The following is a 22,026-nucleotide window of genomic DNA, read 5'->3' as shown; positions in this document are numbered from 1 at the left end:
ACAACATAATCATGGGATATTAAGAACAGCAAGAACAAAAGTTTTCCCTACATCGAGATTTCCTCCTCAGATGTACCAGATGACCTCCTCCACCCTAATACTAGGGTGGTTTTTATTTTTTATGAGATAATTTAAACTGGCTACATAAAAGGACGCTCACGTTATATTACTGTGGCACAATAACTTAAATAACTAAAAAAAACGCCACCATAGTGGTGGCAACATTAACTAAATAATGACGTTAATTCTAAACATCGTAGTACAAAGCAAACTCATAAGGATGAGGCCGTAAACGCATAGGATTAACTTCATTATCGAGTTTATATTCAATCCAATTCTCGATAAAGTCGTCTGTAAAGACACCGCCATCAGTCAAGAAAGCATGATCTTGTTCTAAGCTTTCTAATGCTTGTTCAAGAGAACCAGGAGTAGAAGGAATTTTACTTAATTCTTCAGGAGACAAATCGTAGATATCTACGTCTAAAGATTCTCCTGGATCAATTTCATTCTTGATACCATCGATCCCTGCACAAAGCATAGCAGCAAACGCTAAATAGGGATTAGAAGTGGCATCAGGACAACGGAATTCTAAGCGTTTTGCTTTAGGATTAGGACCAGATAAAGGAATACGCACTGAAGCTGAACGGTTTCCTTGAGAATAAGCAAGGTTAACAGGCGCTTCAAACCCAGGAACGAGACGTTTGTAAGAGTTTGTGGTGGGGTTAGTAAAAGCTAATAAAGCAGGAGCGTGTTTTAAAATGCCACCAATGTAATTTAAGGCTAATTTACTTAAGTTGGCATAACCGTCACCCCAGAATAGGGGTTCTCCTCCTTTCCAAATGGACTGGTGGACGTGCATTCCTGACCCATTATCGTTGAATAAAGGCTTGGGCATAAATGTTACGGTTTTACCATATTTTTTAGCCACATTTTTAATGACATATTTGTAAGTCATCAAATAATCAGCGGCTTCAATTAACTTGGCAAAACGGAATCCTAATTCATTTTGTCCTCCAGTTGCTACTTCATGGTGATGCTTCTCGATCGGAACCCCACATTCGGCCATCGTTAGCAGCATTTCTGTCCGCATATCTTGAACGGTATCCGTGGGAGCAACGGGAAAATATCCTTGTTTATAACCGGGTTTATAACCTAAGTTTCCGCCTTCTTCTTCTCTGCCGGTATTCCAACGACCTTCTACACTATCAACGTAATAGTAGCCTTTGTTCTCGGTTTGATCAAAGCGAACGTCATCAAACACGAAAAACTCTGCTTCAGGACCAAAATAGGCAGTGTCACCGATACCTGTTGTTTTGAGATACTCTACGGCTTTACCAGCAATAGTACGAGGGTCACGCTCATACCATTCCCCAGTACGAGGCTCTTTAATGCCACAAATCATACTTAAGGTAGGTTCTTCATAGAAAGGGTCGATCCAAGCCGTTTTGGGGTCAGGAACCATACACATATCAGATTCGTTGATAGCTTTCCATCCCCGAATACTCGAACCGTCGAAAGGAACCCCATCGACAAATGAACTCTCATCAATTTGATTGTAGTAGAAAGAACAATGTTGCCAAATCCCTGGTAGATCAATGAATTTGAGGTCAATAATTTTGATGTTGTTGTCCTGAATCATTTTCAAGACTTCTTGGGGCGTTTGGGCCATGAAAGACTCCTTGGGGTTTCAATATATATATCACTTCTGAAGTATTGATAGTAAAGATAGGCTTTATTTCATTTTGTATAATTTGATACTGTTTAGTCTGATTAAACCTGTAAATAATACTAAGTTTTAGGATCGGTAAGCTACAAGTCCGAAAAATGACTTTGATATGTGAAGAATTGTATCAAGCCATTCAAGAAAAAGTAGTTTAATTCAACTAGATTAAGGATATAGTAAACATCAGCATACGTTTATTTAGGCATCCTCGGTAATGCAAGTCTCATTGCGATCCAAACCCATTTTTGATCTATTATCCAGTCTTTCCTCAAGTGGACTTAGGTACAGCAGGATCAAGGTCATTCCTTTGTTACTCCGCAAACAACCACGCAAAATCCTACTGTGGTCATCGGGATCAATGGGAACAACCCTCATGTTAGCTTGGAATCCTAAACTGGTAGGCGCGACTTTAATCGGTATTGGATTAATGAGGTTCGTCTATTGGGTTCAGACCACTAACTGGCCAAATCGCTGGTTATACTGGTATAAATTTTTTAATGGTTCTCAAGGAAAATTAGCGATCGCGGTAGTTACTGGCGGTTTTGGGACAATCAGCAGTTATATGGCTCTTTATATCTGGTCTAATGCCGAAAATCAGTGGTTAGCTACTGCATTAATTTTGCAAGGTTTCGGAACTTTTTTAACCTTAGGGTTATTAGCATGGCAAATGTTTGATTTACCCAGAACAAAACAGGAACATCAATATCAAGAATGGGTGTCACAGTTAAGCGATGTTAATGACTTAAAGCGATTAATGGCTGTGGAAAATTTGTCTAATCTTTTACAACAACAAAAATTAACCCCAACTCAAAACCAACAACTTTCAAACTATTTTCACCTAATGTTAAATCAAGAAAAAAATATAATGATTCGTCAAGCTATATTAAAAGGTTGTCAATTCTCAACACAGATGTAATGATTAAATTAATCTGCCATCAATCTCAAATATATGCTTAAGCTTAATAAAGTCATAAGATTAACCTTTCTAATGATTTTGGTTATCTTCTTTAGCTTATCCTCCTCTTTGATTAATCTTCCTGTGGCCTTGAGTCATCGTCCTCATGATGTTGTTGATCAAGTAGAATTATCTTCAAATTATGATGATAACAAAACTGTATTTATTGTGGTTCGCGGGAATTTATTTAAGTCTGAAGATGGGGGAAAAACTTGGCAAAGATTATGGGAAGGATTAGATAATATCGATAATTTGGTTACGCTAAGTGTCTCGGCTAACAATGATAATGTTATATTTACCTCTTCTTTATATTCTGGTATTTATAAGTCCGAAGATGGTGGCCAATCTTGGCTAAAAGCTAATGAAGGATTAAATATAAAAAATACTAAAATTGATCTATTAGAAATTTCTCCTAATTCTGATAATTTTGTTTTAGCAGCGGACAGTGAGAAAGGTATTTATAAGTCGGAAGATAGGGGACAAAGTTGGAGTCAAATTTTCCAAAATGACGAACAAACAAAAATAACTAAAATTGCCTTTATTAAAGATCAACCAGAAACAATTTTAATGGCAGATAGTGTTGGAAATATAAGGATTTCAAATAACGAAGGAGAGAGTTGGGAGACTTTATTAACCCTAAATAACAATAGTAAAATCACAGCGTTACAAGTTTCTCCAAATTTTATAACAGATAAAACTATCTGGGTCGGGACAGAAAAAAACGGAGTTTACATCATTGCTGATGGAAAAATAAAAGAAGAATTAAAAAGTAAAAAAGTAGCAGATAAATTTATTCGAGATATTGCTTTCTCTACTAATTATGATACAGACTCTACTCTATTTATCTCTACCTGGAATAATGGGGTTTTTCGTTCAAGGGATGGGGGAAAAAGTTGGACAAATTTTAAAAAAGGATTAACAAAATCAGAACAAGCAGATGAGAAACAATTTAACGCACCTCATTTTGATGAGATTAGACTATCCAATAATTTTGAACAAGATAATACCCTCTTTCTTGCTGGTTTTGATGGTATTTTTAAATCAACTGATGAAGGAGAAACCTGGCAAAATCTCAATAGTTTATCTTCTCGTATTGTAATTGGTCTTGATGTTTCTCCTAATTATGAAAATGATTCCACCATTGCTGTTATTGATTATGTTGGACAAGCTCATATTAGTTACGATCAAGGCCAGTCTTGGTCTGCTATGCGAGCAGGTTTAGAATTACCTAATTTCACTAAAAGTCTTCGTGTCCCTACAGATGATCCAAGACGTTTTTTTGATATTGCTTTTTCTCCTAATTATGCAGAGGATCAAATACTTTTCTTAGGATTATTAAGAGACTATATACTTAAGTCTTCTGATCAAGGAAAAAACTGGAAAATTATTAATTTACCTAACGTCCCTAAAAGCTTTGTAAGAGGGACATTTTTGGCAATTTCTCCTAAGATTTCTGAAGATAATACCGTTTATGTCGCTACTAACGCAGGAACCCTTTATAAATCTGTTGATAAAGGTGAAAATTTTTCAATTTTAACTGAACTAAAAAAAAGGATTACATCCCTAATTATTTCTCCAAATTTTGCGTCAGATAAAACTCTTTATGCAGCTACTTTTGAAGGTATTTATAAAAGTGAAGATGAAGGGGTAAGTTGGCAACTTATCACTCAAGCAGAATCTTCTCAAGATTTAGTATGGTGGGGATTAGCAATTTCTCCTAATTATCAAGAAGATCAAACCTTAATTGCTGGGAGTAGTAACGGTGCATTTAAAACAACAGATGCAGGAAAAAGTTGGATTAAAATTAATGGTTTACCTTATGATAACAATAATCAAGTTACTGAGGTAGCTATATCACCTAACTATAAAAACGATGAGACTTTTATGGTAACTCTTCTAGGAGAAGGAACCTTTAAGACAGTAGATGGTGGTCAAACTTTTTCATTAATAGATGATGAACAAATTTATTTATCAAGAATTAATACAGTTCCTTCTGCGTCTATTCCTATTCAATTTTCTCCATCTTATGGTACTGATAACACAATTTATGGTTTTGGATCGGCTGAACCTGAAATTTATAAGTCCACTGATAGCGGAAATAGTTGGAAAGTTATTCCTATTTCTAGTTCCGACAAAAGTTTAGTGGATTATATTAACTACATTCCATTTATCATTTATGCTGACCGTGTTCATTTGTTTAAACTCCTTGTTGCTCTATTAATTGCTGTGATCAGTTATCTAATTTTAGGATATATTAAGTTGAATAAGAAAAGAAGATTAAACCACTTAGTTATTAGGTTAGGAGCTACTTTTCTTATATTTATTATCTCCATAATATTAATGTACTGATATAAATTTTTGTTGTCTCTAACTAAAAAATACTACATTTTATTAATGTGAGAGATGCTAGATAAATGAAAAAGTCCAACAATAATTATAATTAGTTTTTACTTTCTCTCGATTACCCATAGCCAAGGATCATTAGATTCATAAGCAGCTTGGACTTGATAATTCTTTTTTTCTTCAAACTGCTCTTTTAAATTTTTTGAAGGTTTATATAAAAAGTAATTTTTAAAATTGTCGGGTAATTCTTTTTGATTATATTGTTTAACCAATTGATATTGAATATCAGGAGAAAGACTATAACTTAAGGTCATTATTTGATCCCATTTTTCATCACTAATAACTAAAGAATTAGACGTTTTATTAATGATTGGTAAAATTTCAGGATTTTGATAATAGCGAGAAGGATCGTTATTCCACCAAAATGCTTGAGAAGAAGCGTAAAATGAAGATACTAAACCAACAAAACAAATGCAAATAGTCATTATTTGCAGTAATTTTTGTTTCCACGCTGAGATAGTATTTTTGAGTCCTGTTGCTAAACAATAGGCAACGGATATTTGTAACCCTAAATAAGATGGTAAAAGATATCTAGCTGTTCCAGAACGTCTACCTCCTAAAATAATATCAGCTAAAATCAAGGGAAAAGCTGTACTTGCAATCCACAAGAGAATAAATAACCAAGTTGATTTTGATGAGTTTTTACAGAGAAAATAAACTGAATAACCAACCAAAAAACTAACAGGAATAACAGCTATTAAATAAATAAACGGATGTTGAGACAGGTAGCTAAAAGGTGCATTTAATAACTCAAAATCCACAAAAGTACGAGTTATATTACGCAACCAATTAAATATTAATTCAATCAATCCATTTTCATAATTATTACTTGACCAACTTGTTCTTCCTTTAATTTGATGATACCTAATAACAATAATGGCTAACCAAGGAGAAAAACCTAATATCCCTATTATTAAAGACATTAGATATTTTTTAACTATTTGATTAAATTTCGATTTTTCTCTCAAAAAAACATAGACTCCCTGGCCTAAATTCAAAAATAACGAAAAAGGAGAGGTATAAAGTCCTAAAACAATAGTTAAAGCATACATTCTCCAGTTCCATTTATTATTAAGTCTCAAAGAACGTAAAAGCATCCAATTAGACAATAAGCTTGTTAATAACCATAAACTATAGGGTCGCGCTTCTTGAGAATAAACCACATAGAAAGGAGAAACAGCTAATAAGGCCATGGATAACCATGCAACCATATTTGATTCAAACAATTCTTTACAGAATAAATATAAAACGAAGCAAGAAATGATACTAAATATTGCTGAGAGACTTCTTGTAATAGTCACTGAGTTACCAAATAAACTGACCCACAGTTTAACAAGTAAAAAATATAAAGGTGGCAATTGTGCTTCTTCTTTAGCTAATCCATAAACTGTTCCTATGGGGTTATTAAAAAAACGAGTTTGCTGATATTTCTGTAAATCTTCTGAACTGAGAACACTACCATCATACAAATTTTTAATGACCTCTTCTTCTGTATAGCCAGACACTCTTAAAGAAGTAAAAACTTCATCTTTCCAGTAAACTCTATTATCTAAATTAGTTAATCTAACTATAATCCCTAATATGATAATGAAAATAATAATAGTTTTAAACAGTTTTTTTGATAAATTAGTTGTCATTGTAAATATAACGGTATTTATCTATAGGATAAAAAATAAAACAATACGCAATTAGTAATGGGATTTTATGAATGATTGATTATCTGACAATATTGGTGTAAAATTTCATAACAATCATTATAACTCTTTATTCCTTTCTCTAGTAGATTAGGTGAGATAGAAAAGTTAAGTGGTCTTGGCTTTCTGATAATACGACCTGAACGAATATTCTCTTTAAAGTCTCCTATATGACGCTTTCCTGTTGTGTTTAATACTTGATAGTTTTCTGAAAAACTTTCACGGGTTTTTAAGAAATTTTGTAAGGAGTCAAACACGGGTTCAGTATCATTAATTAGTTGCTCATAATTTAGAAGAAAACTTCGCTGTTTGTCATTAATAAGTTGAGCATATTCTGATAAACTTAACAAGCGTTGAGTATAGTAAGTCACTGCATCTTCTTGGGTCCAATGAGGTTTATGATCTAACATACTCATTAAACTTCTTTGAGGTTCTCTAATCAAAAAAATAAAATAAAAATTATTCTTTTTTAAAAGATTCTTGTTTAACAATTTTTTATCATGTAAAAGCTTATCTAAAAGATAAGTATGATTCATCCGTAATTTACCTAAGTCTTTCAAATTAGTAAATTCTTGATTATGAACATATATTTTATACATTAATGATTTTAAATCAGCTTCTGACTCATACTGAATATGACTCTCACCATAACCTTTAATAGCTGGATTGGAAATTAAAATATGAGTCAGTAAAGACGATCCAGAGCGCATATGACTTAAAATGAAAAGAACTTTATAAGGCTCCTTTTTCATAAAAACTTGATCAGGATAATTACTCTTACTAATTCTATAATGATAATATCGATAAATAAGATCGTTTTTAAGATGTCTAATAGATTCTCGTAAAGTGGTCATTGTTTAATTCAATTTTTAATAATGAGTAGTGGTCAATTATAACAATAATAATTGTCATAATGAAACAGAATTATTATCTAACAGCTCTTGCCAAGGCTCTAGCACTAGATCATAATAACCTGCTTGTTCTAAAGGATATTTTCCCTGTTCAATTAGTTTAATTAGTTGAGGAAGAGCTTCTATAAATTCTGCTGTATGTTTTGGTGGGTGAATTGTCCATGCTTGGGTAGAAGACAAGTTTGCTCTCACAAAATTTGTTTCGGATAATTTCTTGCTAGTCATGGGTTCAAAAGACTCGATTGCACCTTTAACCAAACCTTTCGTTTTGCGTAGTTTCCTTTCAACTTTAGCAGCTAAAAACTGTAAAGGTTGTGGTAAATATCGTGACCATAAAGGAGGATATTTCCACATGAGAGGAATAGGAGACAATAAAGCAAATCGTTTTCTATCAACTAAATAGGCTCTCATACTAAAAAATTTATGACCATAAAAACCCCTATTATCTTTATAGAAATTAGGTGCATGAATAACTTTTCCTTCTGGATGAGGTGGACCACAAAAAGGGCGAATAGTAGCAATATTTGGCACAGAATTCATCAACTTGATCGCTTCTGTAATCCAATCAAATCCTGGCTCTTGATGTAAGAGCATATCAGCATCAAAATGTAAGTAATAATCACTTTTTGCTGCTTCAATACAGTACAAAGAAGCATAAACCGTTGACCCTTTCCAGTTATGGGTATGATGGAGCATTTTGGGAGCTTGTTCAAGTCCAAAATACTTTTCATAAATGGTTTTAATGAGCTTCGGATCATAATCAATTTTCGCCACCCTGTCCATGATTCCTTCATTGATCAAAGTTTGACAAGCTTGGTCTAATTCTTCCTGACTTCCTGTATCATATCGATAACGTTTGTCCCCCATAAGCGGTGCTGTATCCATCGCTAAAACTCGCTCAATAAAAGGATAATTACAAGAACGAACTAAATGAGGAATGGTCTGTAACATATAAGGAACATCTGTCCTTGCTACAAGAATCCATAATGATACAGGGGGTTTAATCAGTTTATTGCTATTCATTTGATACTTAATAATCTAGGGTTGGTTTTGGAATATTTCTAAATAACTTTGTGAATAATATTGATCAGCTAATTCCTGTATCATCTAAACAAAAATAGTATTTAAAGTAACCAATACAAGCTAAATTAGCAACAATTTTTATGAAGAATAATCGAGAGGATAGGATTTTATTTTTTACTTCTTTATTAATAACATTTCCAATAAAATAGTTGAAGATAACGCAGCCAATAATTAAGAAGAGATATTTAGGATTCCAGCATCCATAAAAAAAGAAAGAAGCAGTAACTAACCAACCAACAGATAAGACAGAACTTTTAAAACGACTTAAGATAAAACATCTTAAAAGGACAATACATAAAAATATAAAAATAAATTCATAACAATTAAATAACATAGTCTTAATAAATTTTGGCTAGATTACTTACTAAACCTAACTAAATCACCATAATGGCAAAAGTTAATGCTACTCTAGCATAAAATGTACAACAGTGTTACTGTAGAATCCACGAAATCAAGAGTAATCAAATTTAAGGTAAATCAACTACATAGACCCAATCTGCATACTGTGGATCTTTATTTTCAGTAATAGCAAATAACTTATCTCTTAACTTCTCAGTAATGGGACGATGAGAAGATAGTTTAAAGGTTTCAATTTGTTTAACTGGAGCTATTTTTGCTGCAGTTCCACATAAAAATACTTCATCAGCAATAAATAATTCTGATTTATCAATAGGTCGCTCAATAGTAGGAATATCTAAATTTCTAGCCAATGTTAAAATACTATCTCTTGTAATTCCTTCTAAGATATCTTGTTCAAATCCAGGGGTAATTAATTTACTATTTCTGACAATAAAAATATTCATCCCAGTGGCTTCACAAACCTTTCCTTGGGAGTTCATTAAAATAGCTTCATCAAACCCTGATTCTACTGCTTCAGTTTTCGCTAAAGCAGAGGTAATATAAGCAGCACTAATTTTGCCTCTCAAGGGAAAACTGCGATCTTCTTGACGAGTCCAAGAACTAATACGGCAACTAATACCATCAGGAGAAAGATAGTCTCCCATCTCTAAACCATAAACAAAAAAGTTTTTTTCAATGTTATGAAGTCTTGGGGCAATTCCTAATCCTGAACTATAAACTAAAGGACGAATATAAAATGATTGAGTTGGCTTATTTTTCTGAACAAAATCAATAATAATTTGTTGCAGTTTCTCCGGAGATAACTCATAGTTAAGAAACTTAGCACTTTGAGAAAGACGCTGACAATGACGGTTTAAACGAAACAGTAAGATTTGTTTTGGATTTTCAGGGTTGGGAATTCCACGCATTCCGCCAAAAGCTGCTGTCCCATAATGTAGGGCATGGGTTGCTATAGAAAGCTTAGCATTTTCAAAAGGGACAAATTCGTTCTCAAAATAAGCAATTGGCAAAAAAGTGTGCATTTTATATTCCGTTATCCTTGCATTAGGTAAAATTGTCCTGATATCTAAGACTTTGCTCTTAGTTAACGTTTGACTCCAATTAAATAACCGATTAGCCCATCTATTTTATGGGTTGAGGTCGATGATAATAATAATTGATGTGAGGTTAACTCGTCAACTTAAGTTCATCTAATCAGTAATCAGCAACTGTCAACATTTTTAGTTAAAATAGTCGACACTTGTTGAACAATTGAGGAACCATCCCATTTCCCTTAATCTAAACAATTCTGTTAAGCTAAAAGTTTAGCCTCTATAAAGTCGTTATGCAAAAAAAACATACCTTTGATTCGTCTCAAGTCATGTATCGCGCTCAGGAGTTGCTGGATAAGGCATCTAACCGTTATCGTATCACAGTACAAGTAGCTAACAGAGCTAAACGTCGTCGCTATGAAGAATTTGATAGTATTGATGACCCTAACATGAAACCTGCGGTTCGTGCCATCATTGAAATGTCTGATGAATTAACACAACCAGAAATTATTAGTGATGTGTAAATAGGATAACCATGAAAAGGAAAACAATTGAACTATCCAAACAGCAACAGAAATGGTTAGGGGTTTTCCTTCTCAGTCTCAGTTTGAGTTGGGGAGTCGCACAACTTGAAATCAATTCTGTCACCGACTGGAGTTTAAAAGCTGTCAACGCTCAAATCTTGCGCCCTGAAGAAGCAGCAGCGATTATTTATCAAGAATTACCCTATCTTCCCCAGGAAAATCAATATCGGAGTGCTGAAACTGGAGAAATAGACTCAGAACATACGTTAATGAGTCGTTTTATCCGGTATCACAAAGATTTTCAACGGCGTTCTCCTCAATACAGTTTAGACTGGAAAGTAACCTTAGCCGATTATTTAGGGGTGAATCGGTCGATTAGAGAATCTAATTATCCAGGGTCTACTCTACAAACTAATCCCCTAACACAAGATATTGAGGTCATCCGTCAACTGAGTCGTCGTCAACGTCAACAGTTAGTTGATTTATTAGTCAAAATTTATAATCCTCAATCCCAAGCAACAACAAATAAACCAGTTCCACAGGAAGAACAAACGGAAGAAACATCAGAAGTTTCAACCCCTTCAACACCTAGTTTATCTGAACCAGGAGATGCTCAATTATTAGCCCCATAGGTTGAGGATAGGCAATTTTGAGAGACTGAGAGCAACTTTATAGATGCTGGACTTTTTAATATGATTACTTCTGGAGCTAAAACAACTAATAATGTTGTAATCTTAGAAACTCACGGTTATGAGCTTAAATTTTATTTTGATTTTTCTGAGAATATTGAAAATTATCTAGTCAAAACAGAAATTCAATTTCTTACAAAAGCCGAATTTTTACAGAGAGTTTTCGTAAAATCTCCTAAATTTATTATGCGTTTGGATGATTTAAACAGATTATCACAGTATTTAAAAGACCACATAAAAATCCTTGAAACTAACCCAGATCATGAATCATATACTTTTGTGGATTATAGTTTAACTTACCAAATCCAGGCTTTATGTGGAGAGGTTTCATCAAATATTAATGCAAGTTACTTTTCTATTTGTTCAATGGTCAATATTGGAAGAACAAATCCTTTAAATACCTCAACTTATGTTGGAGGAGAATCTACAATCAATTTTAATCAAGTAGAAAATTTTATTACTTCGTCAGAAACTCTCCTTTCTTCTCACTAGAAGAAAATACTTGCTTTAGTTAAGATAACTTTTTTACAGTATTGAAAACAATGAGCGATCGCATAATCAAAAAAGGTCAAGGGTGGCGAATAGGGTGGAAAAATGAAACAACTGACTATCCTGGGTTAATAGGGGGAGAAGATTGGGCGATAGAGTTGACAGAAACAGAATTTTCTGAATTTTGTCGCATTTTTGAACAATTAGCTATAACAATGACTTCGATGAAAGAAGAATTGATGGAAGAAGAGAAAATCGCTTGTGAAGTAGAAAGTGAATTATTGTGGTTAGAAGTCGAGGGATTTCCCCATGCTTACTCCTTACGGGTGATTTTAAATCAAGGTCGTCGCTGTGAAGGAAACTGGCCAGCAGAAGTTGTCAAGGAATTGTACCAAGAAATTCAAAAACTAAACACCTTTTAACTTGCTTTTTTACACAGAATAGGTATATAATTAGAATCTGTGAATATCGGGGCGTAGCGCAGCTTGGTAGCGCACTACTTTGGGGTAGTAGGGGTCGTGGGTTCAAATCCCGCCGCTCCGATTTATCGGAAAAACAAGAATAATTAATCTTGTCAACCGTTCTAATTTTAGTAGATTAGTAACAAAACACTATATTCTACGTTATACTGATAGTTCGAGTTCAACTGGATAGATTACCCAAATTATTAAAAATCCAGTGTAGTAACCAAACACTGTCGTTTTATGTTGAGAAGAGATCACCGTGGTTAGACAAGAAGGATCTAAAAAAGATACAAAGCAAGCGAAAGGTGAAACTAAAGCGAGTAACTTTGTCGTTGAGACTAAAGAGGAACTAGCCAAAGTTGTTTGGCCATCCAGACAGCAACTGTTAAGCGAATCTGCTGCAGTTATCTTAATGGTCAGCCTGGTAGCAACTGTGATTTATCTTGTAGATAACCTCTTTTCATGGGGATCAGGGAAGGTATTTTAATGAGTTTTGCTCACGATCACACATCTGAACCAGAACAACAGCAAGAAAAACCGAAACGCGCAGCCCGTTGGTATGCCGTTCAAGTGGCCTCTGGTTGTGAAAAGCGAGTCAAAAATAACTTAGAACAACGGATTCAAACCCTGGATGTAGCGGATCGGATTTTACAGATTCAGATTCCCAAAACACCAACGGTTAAAGTTCGTAAAGATGGAAGCCGTCAACAAGGGGAAGAAAAAGTCTTTCCTGGCTACGTTTTAGTCAAGATGATCATGGATGATGATGCTTGGTTAGTGGTTAAAAACACCCCCAACGTCATTAACTTCGTGGGATCAGAACAAAGACGAGCTTATGGTAGAGGCCGAGGCCACGTTAAACCCCTTCCCCTCAGTCCCTCAGAAGTAGAGAGAATCTTTCGGCAAGCAGAACAACCAGAACCCGTTGTTAAGATTGATATGGAAATCGGCGACAAAATTCTGGTACTCTCAGGACCATTTAAAGATTTTGAAGGGGAAGTGGTAGAAGTTAGTTCTGAGCGAAACAAACTCAGAGCCTTACTGTCCATTTTCGGGCGAGACACTCCAGTTGAACTCGAATTTAACCAAGTTGAGAAACAAAATTAGCGATGGCCAAGAAAGTTGTTGCCTTAATTAAACTAGCCCTTCCCGCTGGAAAGGCGAACCCAGCCCCTCCTGTCGGTCCTGCTTTAGGACAACACGGGGTAAATATTATGGCATTTTGTAAAGAATACAATGCCAAAACTTCCGATCAAGCAGGAATGGTTATTCCTGTAGAAATTTCAGTTTTTGAAGATCGCAGTTTTACCTTTGTCCTGAAAACGCCCCCTGCTTCTGTGTTAATCCGCAAAGCGGCCGGCATTGAAAAAGGATCAGCCCAACCTAATGCTCAAAAAGTTGGCAGTATCACTCGCGATCAACTCAAAGAAATTGCTCAAACCAAAATGCCTGACCTCAATGCCAATGACATTGACGCGGCCATGAACATTGTCGAAGGAACCGCCCGCAATATGGGTGTAACCATCAAAAATTAATTAACCATTAAATTCACCTAAGAGGGGAGAAGCCAAGCTTCGTTATGACCCCAGGAGAAACTATGCCTGTAAAACTCTCAAAACGAATCAAAGCAGCCTTAGAAAAAGTCGACCAAGATCGAGCTTATGAGCCGTTAGAAGCCTTAAAACTCCTCAAAGAAACGGCCACGGCTAAATTTGATGAATCAGCAGAAGCTCACATTCGTCTTGGTATCGATCCCAAATACACCGACCAACAATTACGGACAACCGTTTCTTTACCCAAAGGAACCGGTCAAGAAATCAGAGTTGCTGTCATTGCCAGAGGGGAAAAAGTTCAAGAAGCCAGTAATGCAGGGGCTGATGTTGTCGGTTCTGAAGAATTAATTGATGAAATCCAAAAAGGAATGATGGATTTCGAGGTATTAATTGCTACCCCTGATATGATGCCCAAAGTCGCTAAATTAGGACGTTTATTGGGTCCTCGTGGCTTGATGCCCTCACCCAAAGGGGGAACCGTTACCGCCGACCTTGAAACCGCCATTAACGAATTTAAAGCAGGGAAATTAGAATTTAGGGCTGACCGAACTGGCATCGTTCATGTTATGTTTGGAAAGGCATCATTTTCCCCCGAAGACTTGCTGGCTAATCTCAAAGCCTTACAAGAAACCATTGACAGACAACGCCCTTCTGGGGCAAAAGGCCGCTACTGGCGTAGTGTGTTTGTGTCTGCTTCTATGGGACCATCGATTCAAATCGATATTAGTGCCTTACGAGACTTAAAACTCGAAGGACAAGCCTAACAACTAAAAAAATAAACTTTGGTTTATACCGAAGACAGCAGGAGCAAAATTTGCTTAAATATCCTGCCGAGGTTGAAGCCTGAAGCCATAAAATCCAGAAAAATAGTAGGTTTTGCTTGCTATTTTTATGATGGGATTAGACTTCAGCCCCGGCAAAAAAGCTAGGGGTTTATTTTTTTCCCAAAATTAAGGAGGTGAGAGCAGAATGGGAAGAACCAGGGAAAATAAAGCAACGGTTATCGCCGATCTCAAAGAACTCTTGAGTGAGGCGCAATTAGGCATGGTTATTGACTATCAAGGTCTATCCGTTGCCGAAATTAGTGAACTGCGTAACCGCCTACGACCCAGTGGAGCTATCTGTAAGGTGACAAAAAACACCTTAATGGAACAAGCGATTACCGGGGACGAAGCATGGGAACCCATGACCAACTTTTTAAATGGGTCATCAGCCTTTGTTTTAGTCAAAGACGACGTAGGTAGCGCGGTTAGGGCTTATCAGTCCTTCAAAAAAGACACAAAAAAAACCGAGTTTCGCGGTGGTGTCATGCAAGGGCAAGCCCTAAATGAAGACCAGGTCAAGGCGATCGCTGATTTACCGTCAAAAGAAGAATTGATTGGCCAAGTAGCCGGAGCGATCAATTCCATCGCCACCAAGTTGGCCGTCGGAGTCAACGAAGTACCGACTTCTATAGGACGGGGTATCAACGACATCCCCAACTCTTTGGGGCGTGTTATGGCTGCCATGGCCGCTAGAGAAGAAGGGAATGGCTAAAGCTCATTCCCCGATCAGTTTATCTTGTTTGTCCAATTATCCACTTTTTTCATTCATTTTCAAGGAGTTAAATTATGTCTGCTGCAACTGATGAAATTCTCGAAAAGCTAAAATCTTTAACCCTCTTAGAAGCCTCTGAGTTGGTTACACAAATTGAAGAAGCCTTTGGTGTGAGTGCTTCTGCCCCTTCCGGTGGCATGATGATGATGGCCCCTGGTGCTGGTGCGCCTGGTGCTGCGGCCGCTGAACCTGAAGAAGAGAAAACTGAATTTGATGTCATTCTCGAAGACGTTCCTGGCGATAAGAAAATTGCTATTCTTAAAGTCGTTCGCGGTATCACCGGTTTAGGACTTAAAGAAGCTAAAGATATGGTTGAATCTACACCTAAGCCTATTAAAGAAGGTACAGGAAAAGAGGATGCCGAAGATATTAAGAAGAAACTCGAAGAAGCTGGTGCTAAAGTTACCGTCAAGTAACGCTTGACACACAGTTATCGACCTAAAAAATGACCTCGGCTTCTTAAAAGTCGAGGTTTCTTATCAGATACCAATTAGCTACGAATTTTGCGTAACTAATAGTCTGAAAACCTGATGGGCAGAGGGGGACTCGAACCCCCATGACCGAAGCCGCCACATTTTGAGTGTGGTGCGTCTACCAATTTCGCCATCCGCCCTTGGTCGTAGCCTTTTGATTATACTCTGTTTTGCCTATTTCTATCAAGTGGTGATAATCTTGAGAACTAGCCCAGCGATCGATTTCCTTAGCTCGTAAAACTGGCACTGGATGGGTGAGTTGTTCCGTTTGTGCCTGTTTTAACATTTCTCCTAAAGCAGTGTTGCTAATGTCTTCATAATCGCGGGCTTGTTGGATAAATGCCTCTAGGTTCAACTGAGGGGCAATGGTGGGGGAACCCCCGGCCAATTTCATGAGAATAGACATGATCACTTTGGGATCTTGTGCCACCAATAAAGCAGCGCGATCGCAACTAAATTCAGCACAGCGTACCCATTGTAACATTTGGGATTGTAAAGATTGAGCGATCGCTGTTCCCCAGGTGGGCAGTAAACTCGCTCCTAAAACCATAATGTTCGCTAAAGTAAGATAAACCCCATGTTCACATTTAAGGTGTCCTAACTCGTGGGCCATGACCCCTTGTATTTCTTCTGGGGTCAACATTTCCACAAGAGATGTATGCAACACCATGAAGGGTTGTTTTCCTTGCATAGCGAAGGTGTAGGCGTTAGGGACAGGGTTTTGTTGTAAATAGAGTTGCGGGGGTTCTAAATCGAGAACTCTAGCTGCTTCGACTAATAATTTATGGAGATGGGGTAATTGTTTTTCACTCACTAGCACCGAAGAAGCAATGTTATTGAGATAGAAAAACTGTTCGGCCACAGAACCCAGTAAACTCCTAACGATTATATCTAAGCCAGGGAGTTGTTTTAAGGTGGTGGTGGCTTCTAAATCTAAAGGATGACGAAAATCATCTGCTTTTAATCCTATTAACTGGGTTTTTGATAATTGCATTGTTATTCAGGGGATACTAACCATTTTTTCACACGCTGGAGACTTTTCCAGTCTGGTTTACGGCTTAATCCATCTTCTATGTTTTCCATGATATCTTGATGGATTTCTTCATCAAGAGACATCATCTGTTTGGCCGCATCGACGTGATCCCGCACTCCTTTTGCGCCGGTATCTAACATAGCTAAGGCTAAGTTAATCCGAGCTTGAGGCGGTCTATTATCGATTTTAACGCTTTTTTTAGCAGCTTTGAGAGCTAACTCTGGTTTATCCGCTAACAGATATAACCAAGCCAAACAGGCCCAAGCGGTAGGGTTTTTGGGGGCGCGATCGCAGATTTGTTTGAAATGAGGGATCAAAGTATCAAGGGATTCACCTTGTTGATAACGTTCTAAACCTTGCTCAAAGGCAGTTGCAACAGTTTCAGTCATGGTTAATTGTTAGAAGAAAGAGCATTATGACGATAAAAAGAGACAGAAACTAGATTTCTGCCCCAATTATTTACCATACAATATATTTCCTTATTAAACACCAAAGGACTTACCACAGCCACAGGTTTGGTTAGCGTTGGGGTTCGTGAACTCAAACCCCCCCCCGATCATAGCGTTACTATAATCGAGAACGAGGCCATAGAGATAGAGAAGACTTTTGCGATCGCAGATAATTTGAAAGCCATCATAGTCAAACACTTCGTCTTGTTCGCCTATATTACTAGGGTCATCAAAGTCCATCATATAAGACATTCCGGAACATCCTCCCTGACGAACCCCAACACGCAAACACAGGTCTTTTCCCTGTTGTTCCCGTAACATTAAAACGTGCTTAAGGGCTGTTTCGGTAAGTTGAATTCCTTTGGCGGGGGTTTGAGTGGCTTGTGTCATCGGTTGTGGTGACTCCTAAAAGCTACAATAATTTTCAACCTTTTTCTATTTTAGGACAACCTTCCCCTTGTTAACCTATTATTTAAGAAATCATTACGCTTTACCGTTACCTATGTTTACCATAGAGCAGTAATTATTCATTATCAATTATTAATTAAATCACAATTATTAATTAAATGAAAAAAGAAGTCTTATTTATGAGTAACGGCCATGGAGAAGACCTTAACAGTCGTCTAATTCTCCAAGAATTACAGAAAATTGCCCCTCATATTACCATCACAGCCATGCCTTTAGTGGGAGAAGGCAATGCTTATCGTTCTCTCAATTTACCTTTAATCGGACAACCTAAAAATTTACCGTCTGGGGGAATTTTTTATATGAACCCCTTAACTTTATTAAAAGATGTGTCCGCCGGATTAATTGGTTTAACGTTATATCAAATTCGTACCCTTTTAAAATATTGTTCTGGTTATCATTTAATTGTTGCGGTTGGGGATATTTTTCCTGTCACCATGGCCTATATTACGGGTCGTCCTTTTGTTGCTTTTTTAGTATCCACTTCTAGTTTTTATGAAGGGAAATTACTGCTTCCTTGGTTAACTCGATGGTGTTTGCGATCGCCTAGTTGTTTAGCTATCTTCACTAGAGATGCTTTTACTGCAAAAGATTTACAGCAACAAGGATTTAAAAAAGCTTATTTTTTAGGCTATCCTATCATGGATATTTTAACGCCAACGGGAACAAATTTACATCTTGATAATGATATTCCGACTATTGCTTTATTACCTGGAAGTCGTCTTCCTGAAGCTCTAGAAAATTTAAGATTATTGTTAAAGGTATGTGAATCTCTTGCTATTTTAGAAAGAGTACAATTTCGAGTTGCTTTGGTTCAAGCTATTAACGAAACAGATTTAAAAAGGTTAGCTGCGAAATTAGGATGGCAATATCAAACTTTGGGAATATTAATCAAAGATACTATTAGAATTGAATGTTATTATCAGGCTTTTTCTGATATTATCAATTCTTGTGATTTAGCGATTGGAATGGCAGGAACCGCCGTAGAACAAGCAGTGGGATTAGGTAAACCTGTGATTCAATTGCCTGGAAAAGGTCCACAATTTACGTATGCTTTTGCAGAAGCGCAAATGAGATTATTAGGAATATCGGTTAAAACCATCGGAAAAAGTTATAAAAATCCTCATCTTTTTACTGAAGCAGCCAAAACCATTCAAGCTATTTTAAAAGATGAAACTTACTTAAAAAGTTGTCAAAAAAATGGACAAGAAAGAGTAGGAAAACCAGGAGGTTCTCTAAATATTGCCAAAGCGATCGCTCACTTTTTGTAAAGTTTTTTGAGCTAAGAATTTTTCTCTTATATTGTTAAAGTCTTTAAATCCATAACTTTGACGAATAATTCGTTTAATTTTATTGTTGAATCCTTCCATGACACAACTGGTAGTTCCGCTAATAAAATAATGACAAATTTCTTGAAGATATTTGTTGAGGGTATTAACGACCCCTCACTCATTCGGTGTATCCCTTATACAGCATACGTTATGGGGTTGTCTCAAAAGGAAATTTCAGCTATTGGGCAAAAAAGGCCACGTGCTCAAAGCAACGTGGCTATATTAATTAAATTTCTCCGCGTATTTCTTCAATTACGCCGTCACGAATGACAATTTCTACATTTAATTTTTTCACTAAATTGTCTCCTTTTTCGACACGGAAAAAGCTTTCCATTTGTCCTTGAACCACTTCCTGTTCGAGTTCGACGGTTTGCACTTGTTGCATTTGTTGTAGGAATTGATTTTTTCTTTCTAAAAACTCACTTTTTTTCTGATTAACCTGTAATTGAATATTATCAATTTGTTGAGTTGTTTGCGCACCTGGAGGAGAAACACTTTGTTTTTGAATCTCAGAAATTGCTCTTTGTCCTTGCATTTCAATTTGTTGCATTTGGTTGTCAAGCTGACTAATTTGTGCCTGCAGTTGTTGCTGCATTTCTTCTTTCCAGCGAGTGGTAACGATCACTTTTAAATTGACTGGCCGTTTCAATAATAAACTGGTGTTTGCGTCTTCCATGAATGTTTTCTCCGTTGACTAACTTTTTCTAATGATTAAGATTCAAACATCCCGTCGATCATACCCTGATATCGTTCTGTGACCACAGGCCGTTTTATTTTTAGGGTTTGGGTCATCATACCATTTTCAACGGAAAAGGGTTCTAATATCAGTTCAAAGGCTTTAATTTGGTCATCTGCACGGTATCCGGGACGGTTTTTGACTTCTCGGTTCAGTTCTTGTTTGAATAAGTCTTGAACGGGTTTTCCGTAGAGATCGCTATTAACGATCGCTTCTCTGCTTGCATCTTCAGGGGGAAAGGTTAAGTTAAGTTGTTGATTTTTGTCCCATGTTTGCAATGCGTCTAAATTCGGTACAATTAAGGCTCCTAAGGCTTTTTGATCTTGACCCACTAACATCATTTGGTCAATATAAGGACTTCTAATGCAAGCATCTTCGATGGGTTGGGGTTCAATATTTTCGCCGTTACTCAAGACAATAGTATCTTTGGCTCGTCCGGTAATGACCAGATCATTCATCGGGGTTATCCATCCTAAGTCCCCACTATCAAACCATCCTTCGGGATTGATCGCTTTAGCAGTAGCTTCAGGTTTTTTATAGTATCCTTGCATAATTTGGGGGCCACGAAGGAGAACGACTCCTTTTTTGCCTTGGGAAAGGGGTTCACGGGTATCGAGATCAACGATCTTAATTTCTGTTTTGGGGATGGGTTGGCCGGAGGAACCTCGTAAGTTATGACTGTGGGTGCGTGCATTGGTGACGGGAGCGGTTTCAGTGAGGCCGTAACCGACTAAGACGGGGACGTTGATGATCTCGTAAAAGTCGTCTAAATGTTTCGCCAAAGACCCCCCACCACTGACTAGAGTTTCAAAATTACCCCCTAAACCCTCTCGAATTTTCTTGTAAACTAATTTATCCCCTAAACTGTGTAAAGGAGCTAATAAAGACGCTTTTAGTCGGGCTATCGACCTTTCTATGGCCGACGCATCGAAGTGTTCTAAACTCATGTTATTGGCGATGCGTCTGGATAGGATAAAGGTTCGGGAAATATTGAAGAAGAATTCTACTATTTTTTGTTGGGTAGGACTTTGTTCTCTGAATTGCTTCTGTATTCCTTCGTAGAGGGAGTCCCAAAGACGAGGAACTCCCACCATGTGATGAGGTTTAAACTTCTTGAGATCGGTCTTAAAGTTGCGGATATTGGTGTAAATGAGGGTACATCCTTGAGAAAGTAAAAAATATTCTCCACTGCGTTCGTAAGCGTGCCAAGAGGGTAAAATACTGAGAACTTTGTCTCCTGGTTGGGGTTGGATAACTGCATTAAGATTTCTAACTTGATGCAATAAGTTACCATGAGACAACATTGCACCTTTGGGTTGTCCGGTGGTTCCTGATGTATAAATTAAGGTGGCTAGATCATCCTCATCTTTTGTAATAGGGTTTAGGCTATGTTTTGCTCCTTCTTCCATCAGTTGAGTGTAGTTTAAGGTTTTGATGGTATCGTCTGCTTTGGGGGTTTCGTCGCTGAGTAAAATAATTAATTGTAGGGGTATTTCGTCACAAAAAGAACGTATCTTATCTAAGGTTTTTTGATTTTCTACGATGAGAGCATTACTATCACTATCTCTTAAAATATAGGCTATTTCGTTTTTATCTGCTTGTGCTGACCGCACTGCATTAGCTGCACCCGCTAACATTGACCCTTGATCAGCAATAAACCAACGGGGACTATTATCAGCAATGAGACTAATTTTATCATCTGGGGTAACGCCCAATGCTTGCAGTCCAGAGGCAAATTGTTTGATTTGTTGGTATAACTGAGCAAAAGTGAGTTTAACTTCCGGTTTGCTGTGGGGATCGTGAAGTGCAAGGATGTCGGGAAATTTTTTAGCAGCGATCGCCCATACATCATGTAAGGCCGTTAGGTTAGCATATTCGGTAATAGTTGTCATAGCATTAATATTAGTAATGGTTTTACCCTATAGACTAGCTAATCATGGGGTGATTGTTCCCATGTTAGGGGTTTATTGCTATGTTTTGAAGGAGAATAGTGACAGTTTTTTTAGTGAACTGATTAATTAATTGGATATATTTGTCATGATTTTGGCAATATTCTTTTTTAGT

Annotated in this window: 24 protein-coding genes, 2 tRNA genes, 1 pseudogene and 1 other annotated feature; of the genes and pseudogenes, 14 read left to right on the top strand and 13 right to left on the bottom strand. The window is 36.9% G+C overall.

Annotated elements, in window-relative coordinates; genetic code table 11:
• Positions 1 to 247 precede the first annotated feature (247 nt).
• Positions 248 to 1,669, bottom strand: a complete 1,422-nt coding sequence (glnA, locus tag CY0110_RS20055) for a type I glutamate--ammonia ligase (RefSeq protein ID WP_008277372.1) — start codon at positions 1,667 to 1,669, stop codon at positions 248 to 250.
• Positions 1,670 to 2,030: 361 nt separating this feature from the next.
• Between glnA and CY0110_RS20050 the strand changes: the two genes are divergently transcribed.
• Both CY0110_RS20050 and CY0110_RS20045 read left to right on the top strand, forming a co-directional pair.
• Positions 2,031 to 2,639: a hypothetical protein gene (locus tag CY0110_RS20050; protein WP_232285757.1), complete on the top strand. Its 609-nt coding sequence runs from the start codon at positions 2,031 to 2,033 to the stop codon at positions 2,637 to 2,639.
• 72 nt (positions 2,640 to 2,711) lie between these two features.
• Positions 2,712 to 5,027, top strand: a complete 2,316-nt coding sequence (locus tag CY0110_RS20045; RefSeq protein WP_008277370.1) for a WD40/YVTN/BNR-like repeat-containing protein — start codon at positions 2,712 to 2,714, stop codon at positions 5,025 to 5,027.
• A gap of 98 nt (positions 5,028 to 5,125) precedes the next feature.
• On the opposite strand, the gene CY0110_RS20040 is transcribed toward CY0110_RS20045, so the two are convergent.
• The 5 genes from CY0110_RS20040 to CY0110_RS20020 all read right to left on the bottom strand — a co-directional run bounded on the left by CY0110_RS20040 (position 5,126) and on the right by CY0110_RS20020 (position 10,151).
• Positions 5,126 to 6,718 (bottom strand): glycosyltransferase family 39 protein, encoded by a 1,593-nt coding sequence (locus CY0110_RS20040; RefSeq protein ID WP_008277369.1) that lies wholly within the window; start codon positions 6,716 to 6,718, stop codon positions 5,126 to 5,128.
• Between the two features lie 65 nt (positions 6,719 to 6,783).
• Positions 6,784 to 7,629, bottom strand: a complete 846-nt coding sequence (locus CY0110_RS20035) for a sulfotransferase (protein ID WP_008277368.1) — start codon at positions 7,627 to 7,629, stop codon at positions 6,784 to 6,786.
• Between the two features lie 54 nt (positions 7,630 to 7,683).
• On the bottom strand, positions 7,684 to 8,709 hold the full coding sequence (locus tag CY0110_RS20030; RefSeq protein ID WP_008277367.1) for a hypothetical protein: 1,026 nt from the start codon (positions 8,707 to 8,709) through the stop codon (positions 7,684 to 7,686).
• A gap of 64 nt (positions 8,710 to 8,773) precedes the next feature.
• A complete protein-coding gene (locus CY0110_RS20025) occupies positions 8,774 to 9,103 on the bottom strand; it encodes an MBOAT family O-acyltransferase (protein ID WP_008277366.1) in 330 nt (109 codons plus the stop codon).
• 133 nt (positions 9,104 to 9,236) lie between these two features.
• On the bottom strand, positions 9,237 to 10,151 hold the full coding sequence (locus CY0110_RS20020) for a branched-chain amino acid transaminase (RefSeq protein WP_008277365.1): 915 nt from the start codon (positions 10,149 to 10,151) through the stop codon (positions 9,237 to 9,239).
• Between the two features lie 302 nt (positions 10,152 to 10,453).
• Here CY0110_RS20020 and CY0110_RS20015 point away from each other — a divergent pair, with 302 nt between their 5' ends.
• The 11 genes from CY0110_RS20015 to rplL all read left to right on the top strand — a co-directional run bounded on the left by CY0110_RS20015 (position 10,454) and on the right by rplL (position 15,891).
• Positions 10,454 to 10,684 (top strand): DNA-directed RNA polymerase subunit omega, encoded by a 231-nt coding sequence (locus CY0110_RS20015; protein ID WP_008277364.1) that lies wholly within the window; start codon positions 10,454 to 10,456, stop codon positions 10,682 to 10,684.
• 11 nt (positions 10,685 to 10,695) lie between these two features.
• On the top strand, positions 10,696 to 11,316 hold the full coding sequence (locus tag CY0110_RS20010) for a hypothetical protein (protein ID WP_008277363.1): 621 nt from the start codon (positions 10,696 to 10,698) through the stop codon (positions 11,314 to 11,316).
• A 60-nt stretch (positions 11,317 to 11,376) separates the two neighbouring features.
• A complete protein-coding gene (locus CY0110_RS20005; protein ID WP_008277362.1) occupies positions 11,377 to 11,865 on the top strand; it encodes a hypothetical protein in 489 nt (162 codons plus the stop codon).
• A 50-nt stretch (positions 11,866 to 11,915) separates the two neighbouring features.
• Positions 11,916 to 12,284 carry a DUF1818 family protein gene (locus CY0110_RS20000; protein WP_008277361.1) on the top strand — a complete coding sequence of 123 codons (369 nt, stop codon included), beginning with the start codon at positions 11,916 to 11,918 and terminating at the stop codon, positions 12,282 to 12,284.
• 47 nt (positions 12,285 to 12,331) lie between these two features.
• Positions 12,332 to 12,405 (top strand) — tRNA-Pro (locus CY0110_RS19995).
• Between the two features lie 180 nt (positions 12,406 to 12,585).
• Complete coding sequence (gene secE / locus CY0110_RS19990; protein WP_008277360.1) at positions 12,586 to 12,813, top strand: preprotein translocase subunit SecE; 228 nt, start codon at positions 12,586 to 12,588, stop codon at positions 12,811 to 12,813.
• Positions 12,813 to 13,433, top strand: a complete 621-nt coding sequence (gene nusG / locus CY0110_RS19985) for a transcription termination/antitermination protein NusG (RefSeq protein ID WP_008277359.1) — start codon at positions 12,813 to 12,815, stop codon at positions 13,431 to 13,433. The genes secE and nusG overlap by 1 nt, the downstream gene beginning before the upstream one ends.
• Before the next feature lie 2 nt (positions 13,434 to 13,435).
• Positions 13,436 to 13,861 carry a 50S ribosomal protein L11 gene (rplK, locus tag CY0110_RS19980; RefSeq protein WP_008277358.1) on the top strand — a complete coding sequence of 142 codons (426 nt, stop codon included), beginning with the start codon at positions 13,436 to 13,438 and terminating at the stop codon, positions 13,859 to 13,861.
• 62 nt (positions 13,862 to 13,923) lie between these two features.
• Positions 13,924 to 14,643 (top strand): 50S ribosomal protein L1, encoded by a 720-nt coding sequence (rplA, locus tag CY0110_RS19975; protein ID WP_008277357.1) that lies wholly within the window; start codon positions 13,924 to 13,926, stop codon positions 14,641 to 14,643.
• A gap of 10 nt (positions 14,644 to 14,653) precedes the next feature.
• Positions 14,654 to 14,781 (top strand) — a sequence feature (ribosomal protein L10 leader region).
• Between the two features lie 67 nt (positions 14,782 to 14,848).
• Entirely contained in the window at positions 14,849 to 15,415 is a 567-nt protein-coding gene (rplJ, locus tag CY0110_RS19970; protein ID WP_008277356.1) for a 50S ribosomal protein L10, read from the top strand.
• Positions 15,416 to 15,489: 74 nt separating this feature from the next.
• The gene (gene rplL / locus CY0110_RS19965; RefSeq protein WP_008277355.1) at positions 15,490 to 15,891 is read left to right on the top strand and encodes a 50S ribosomal protein L7/L12; all 402 of its coding nucleotides are present in this window, start codon (positions 15,490 to 15,492) and stop codon (positions 15,889 to 15,891) included.
• 115 nt (positions 15,892 to 16,006) lie between these two features.
• On the opposite strand, the gene CY0110_RS19960 is transcribed toward rplL, so the two are convergent.
• The 4 genes from CY0110_RS19960 to CY0110_RS19950 all read right to left on the bottom strand — a co-directional run bounded on the left by CY0110_RS19960 (position 16,007) and on the right by CY0110_RS19950 (position 17,820).
• Positions 16,007 to 16,088, bottom strand: a tRNA-Leu gene (locus CY0110_RS19960).
• Positions 16,067 to 16,942 (bottom strand): M48 family metallopeptidase, encoded by an 876-nt coding sequence (locus CY0110_RS28790; protein ID WP_008277354.1) that lies wholly within the window; start codon positions 16,940 to 16,942, stop codon positions 16,067 to 16,069. Before CY0110_RS28790 ends, CY0110_RS19960 begins: the two co-directional genes overlap by 22 nt.
• Before the next feature lie 2 nt (positions 16,943 to 16,944).
• Entirely contained in the window at positions 16,945 to 17,370 is a 426-nt protein-coding gene (locus CY0110_RS19955; protein ID WP_008277353.1) for a tetratricopeptide repeat protein, read from the bottom strand.
• A 93-nt stretch (positions 17,371 to 17,463) separates the two neighbouring features.
• On the bottom strand, positions 17,464 to 17,820 hold the full coding sequence (locus CY0110_RS19950) for a HesB/IscA family protein (RefSeq protein WP_008277352.1): 357 nt from the start codon (positions 17,818 to 17,820) through the stop codon (positions 17,464 to 17,466).
• Positions 17,821 to 17,996: 176 nt separating this feature from the next.
• On the opposite strand from CY0110_RS19950, the gene CY0110_RS19945 reads away from it, so the two are divergent.
• Positions 17,997 to 19,166 carry a lipid-A-disaccharide synthase-related protein gene (locus CY0110_RS19945; protein WP_008277351.1) on the top strand — a complete coding sequence of 390 codons (1,170 nt, stop codon included), beginning with the start codon at positions 17,997 to 17,999 and terminating at the stop codon, positions 19,164 to 19,166.
• On the opposite strand, the pseudogene CY0110_RS28785 reads toward CY0110_RS19945, so the two are convergent.
• From CY0110_RS28785 to CY0110_RS19935, 3 genes and pseudogenes are all read right to left on the bottom strand, one after another.
• Positions 19,131 to 19,325 (bottom strand): annotated as a pseudogene (locus tag CY0110_RS28785) (transposase); the annotation flags it as partial. The gene CY0110_RS19945 and the pseudogene CY0110_RS28785 overlap by 36 nt on opposite strands.
• 127 nt (positions 19,326 to 19,452) lie before the next feature.
• Positions 19,453 to 19,902, bottom strand: coding sequence for a YlqD family protein (locus CY0110_RS19940; RefSeq protein ID WP_008277349.1), 450 nt, complete (start codon positions 19,900 to 19,902; stop codon positions 19,453 to 19,455).
• A 35-nt stretch (positions 19,903 to 19,937) separates the two neighbouring features.
• Complete coding sequence (locus CY0110_RS19935) at positions 19,938 to 21,854, bottom strand: AMP-dependent synthetase/ligase (protein ID WP_008277348.1); 1,917 nt, start codon at positions 21,852 to 21,854, stop codon at positions 19,938 to 19,940.
• Positions 21,855 to 22,026: the final 172 nt, after the last annotated feature.

Origin of the sequence: Crocosphaera chwakensis CCY0110 (assembly GCF_000169335.1) — a bacterium.
Lineage (GTDB): Bacteria > Cyanobacteriota > Cyanobacteriia > Cyanobacteriales > Microcystaceae > Crocosphaera > Crocosphaera chwakensis.
Note: the sequence above shows the minus strand (reverse complement) of the source record. Positions and strands in the feature narration are given on the sequence as shown.

What these genes read in the sequence shown, in the direction of transcription:
- rplL (WP_008277355.1), top strand. Translation starts at nt 15,490, where the DNA reads ATGTCTGCTGCAACTGATGAAATTCTCGAAAAGCTAAAATCTTTAACC.
- nusG (WP_008277359.1), top strand. Translation starts at nt 12,813, where the DNA reads ATGAGTTTTGCTCACGATCACACATCTGAACCAGAACAACAGCAAGAA.
- CY0110_RS20030 (WP_008277367.1), bottom strand. Translation starts at nt 8,709, where the DNA reads ATGAATAGCAATAAACTGATTAAACCCCCTGTATCATTATGGATTCTT.
- CY0110_RS20040 (WP_008277369.1), bottom strand. Translation starts at nt 6,718, where the DNA reads ATGACAACTAATTTATCAAAAAAACTGTTTAAAACTATTATTATTTTC.
- rplA (WP_008277357.1), top strand. Translation starts at nt 13,924, where the DNA reads ATGCCTGTAAAACTCTCAAAACGAATCAAAGCAGCCTTAGAAAAAGTC.
- CY0110_RS19940 (WP_008277349.1), bottom strand. Translation starts at nt 19,902, where the DNA reads ATGGAAGACGCAAACACCAGTTTATTATTGAAACGGCCAGTCAATTTA.
- CY0110_RS20015 (WP_008277364.1), top strand. Translation starts at nt 10,454, where the DNA reads ATGCAAAAAAAACATACCTTTGATTCGTCTCAAGTCATGTATCGCGCT.
- CY0110_RS20025 (WP_008277366.1), bottom strand. Translation starts at nt 9,103, where the DNA reads ATGTTATTTAATTGTTATGAATTTATTTTTATATTTTTATGTATTGTC.
- CY0110_RS19945 (WP_008277351.1), top strand. Translation starts at nt 17,997, where the DNA reads ATGAAAAAAGAAGTCTTATTTATGAGTAACGGCCATGGAGAAGACCTT.
- rplJ (WP_008277356.1), top strand. Translation starts at nt 14,849, where the DNA reads ATGGGAAGAACCAGGGAAAATAAAGCAACGGTTATCGCCGATCTCAAA.
- CY0110_RS20020 (WP_008277365.1), bottom strand. Translation starts at nt 10,151, where the DNA reads ATGCACACTTTTTTGCCAATTGCTTATTTTGAGAACGAATTTGTCCCT.
- rplK (WP_008277358.1), top strand. Translation starts at nt 13,436, where the DNA reads ATGGCCAAGAAAGTTGTTGCCTTAATTAAACTAGCCCTTCCCGCTGGA.
- CY0110_RS20005 (WP_008277362.1), top strand. Translation starts at nt 11,377, where the DNA reads ATGATTACTTCTGGAGCTAAAACAACTAATAATGTTGTAATCTTAGAA.
- CY0110_RS20035 (WP_008277368.1), bottom strand. Translation starts at nt 7,629, where the DNA reads ATGACCACTTTACGAGAATCTATTAGACATCTTAAAAACGATCTTATT.
- CY0110_RS20045 (WP_008277370.1), top strand. Translation starts at nt 2,712, where the DNA reads ATGATTTTGGTTATCTTCTTTAGCTTATCCTCCTCTTTGATTAATCTT.
- glnA (WP_008277372.1), bottom strand. Translation starts at nt 1,669, where the DNA reads ATGGCCCAAACGCCCCAAGAAGTCTTGAAAATGATTCAGGACAACAAC.
- CY0110_RS19955 (WP_008277353.1), bottom strand. Translation starts at nt 17,370, where the DNA reads ATGACTGAAACTGTTGCAACTGCCTTTGAGCAAGGTTTAGAACGTTAT.
- CY0110_RS28790 (WP_008277354.1), bottom strand. Translation starts at nt 16,942, where the DNA reads ATGCAATTATCAAAAACCCAGTTAATAGGATTAAAAGCAGATGATTTT.
- CY0110_RS20010 (WP_008277363.1), top strand. Translation starts at nt 10,696, where the DNA reads ATGAAAAGGAAAACAATTGAACTATCCAAACAGCAACAGAAATGGTTA.
- CY0110_RS20000 (WP_008277361.1), top strand. Translation starts at nt 11,916, where the DNA reads ATGAGCGATCGCATAATCAAAAAAGGTCAAGGGTGGCGAATAGGGTGG.
- CY0110_RS19950 (WP_008277352.1), bottom strand. Translation starts at nt 17,820, where the DNA reads ATGACACAAGCCACTCAAACCCCCGCCAAAGGAATTCAACTTACCGAA.
- CY0110_RS19935 (WP_008277348.1), bottom strand. Translation starts at nt 21,854, where the DNA reads ATGACAACTATTACCGAATATGCTAACCTAACGGCCTTACATGATGTA.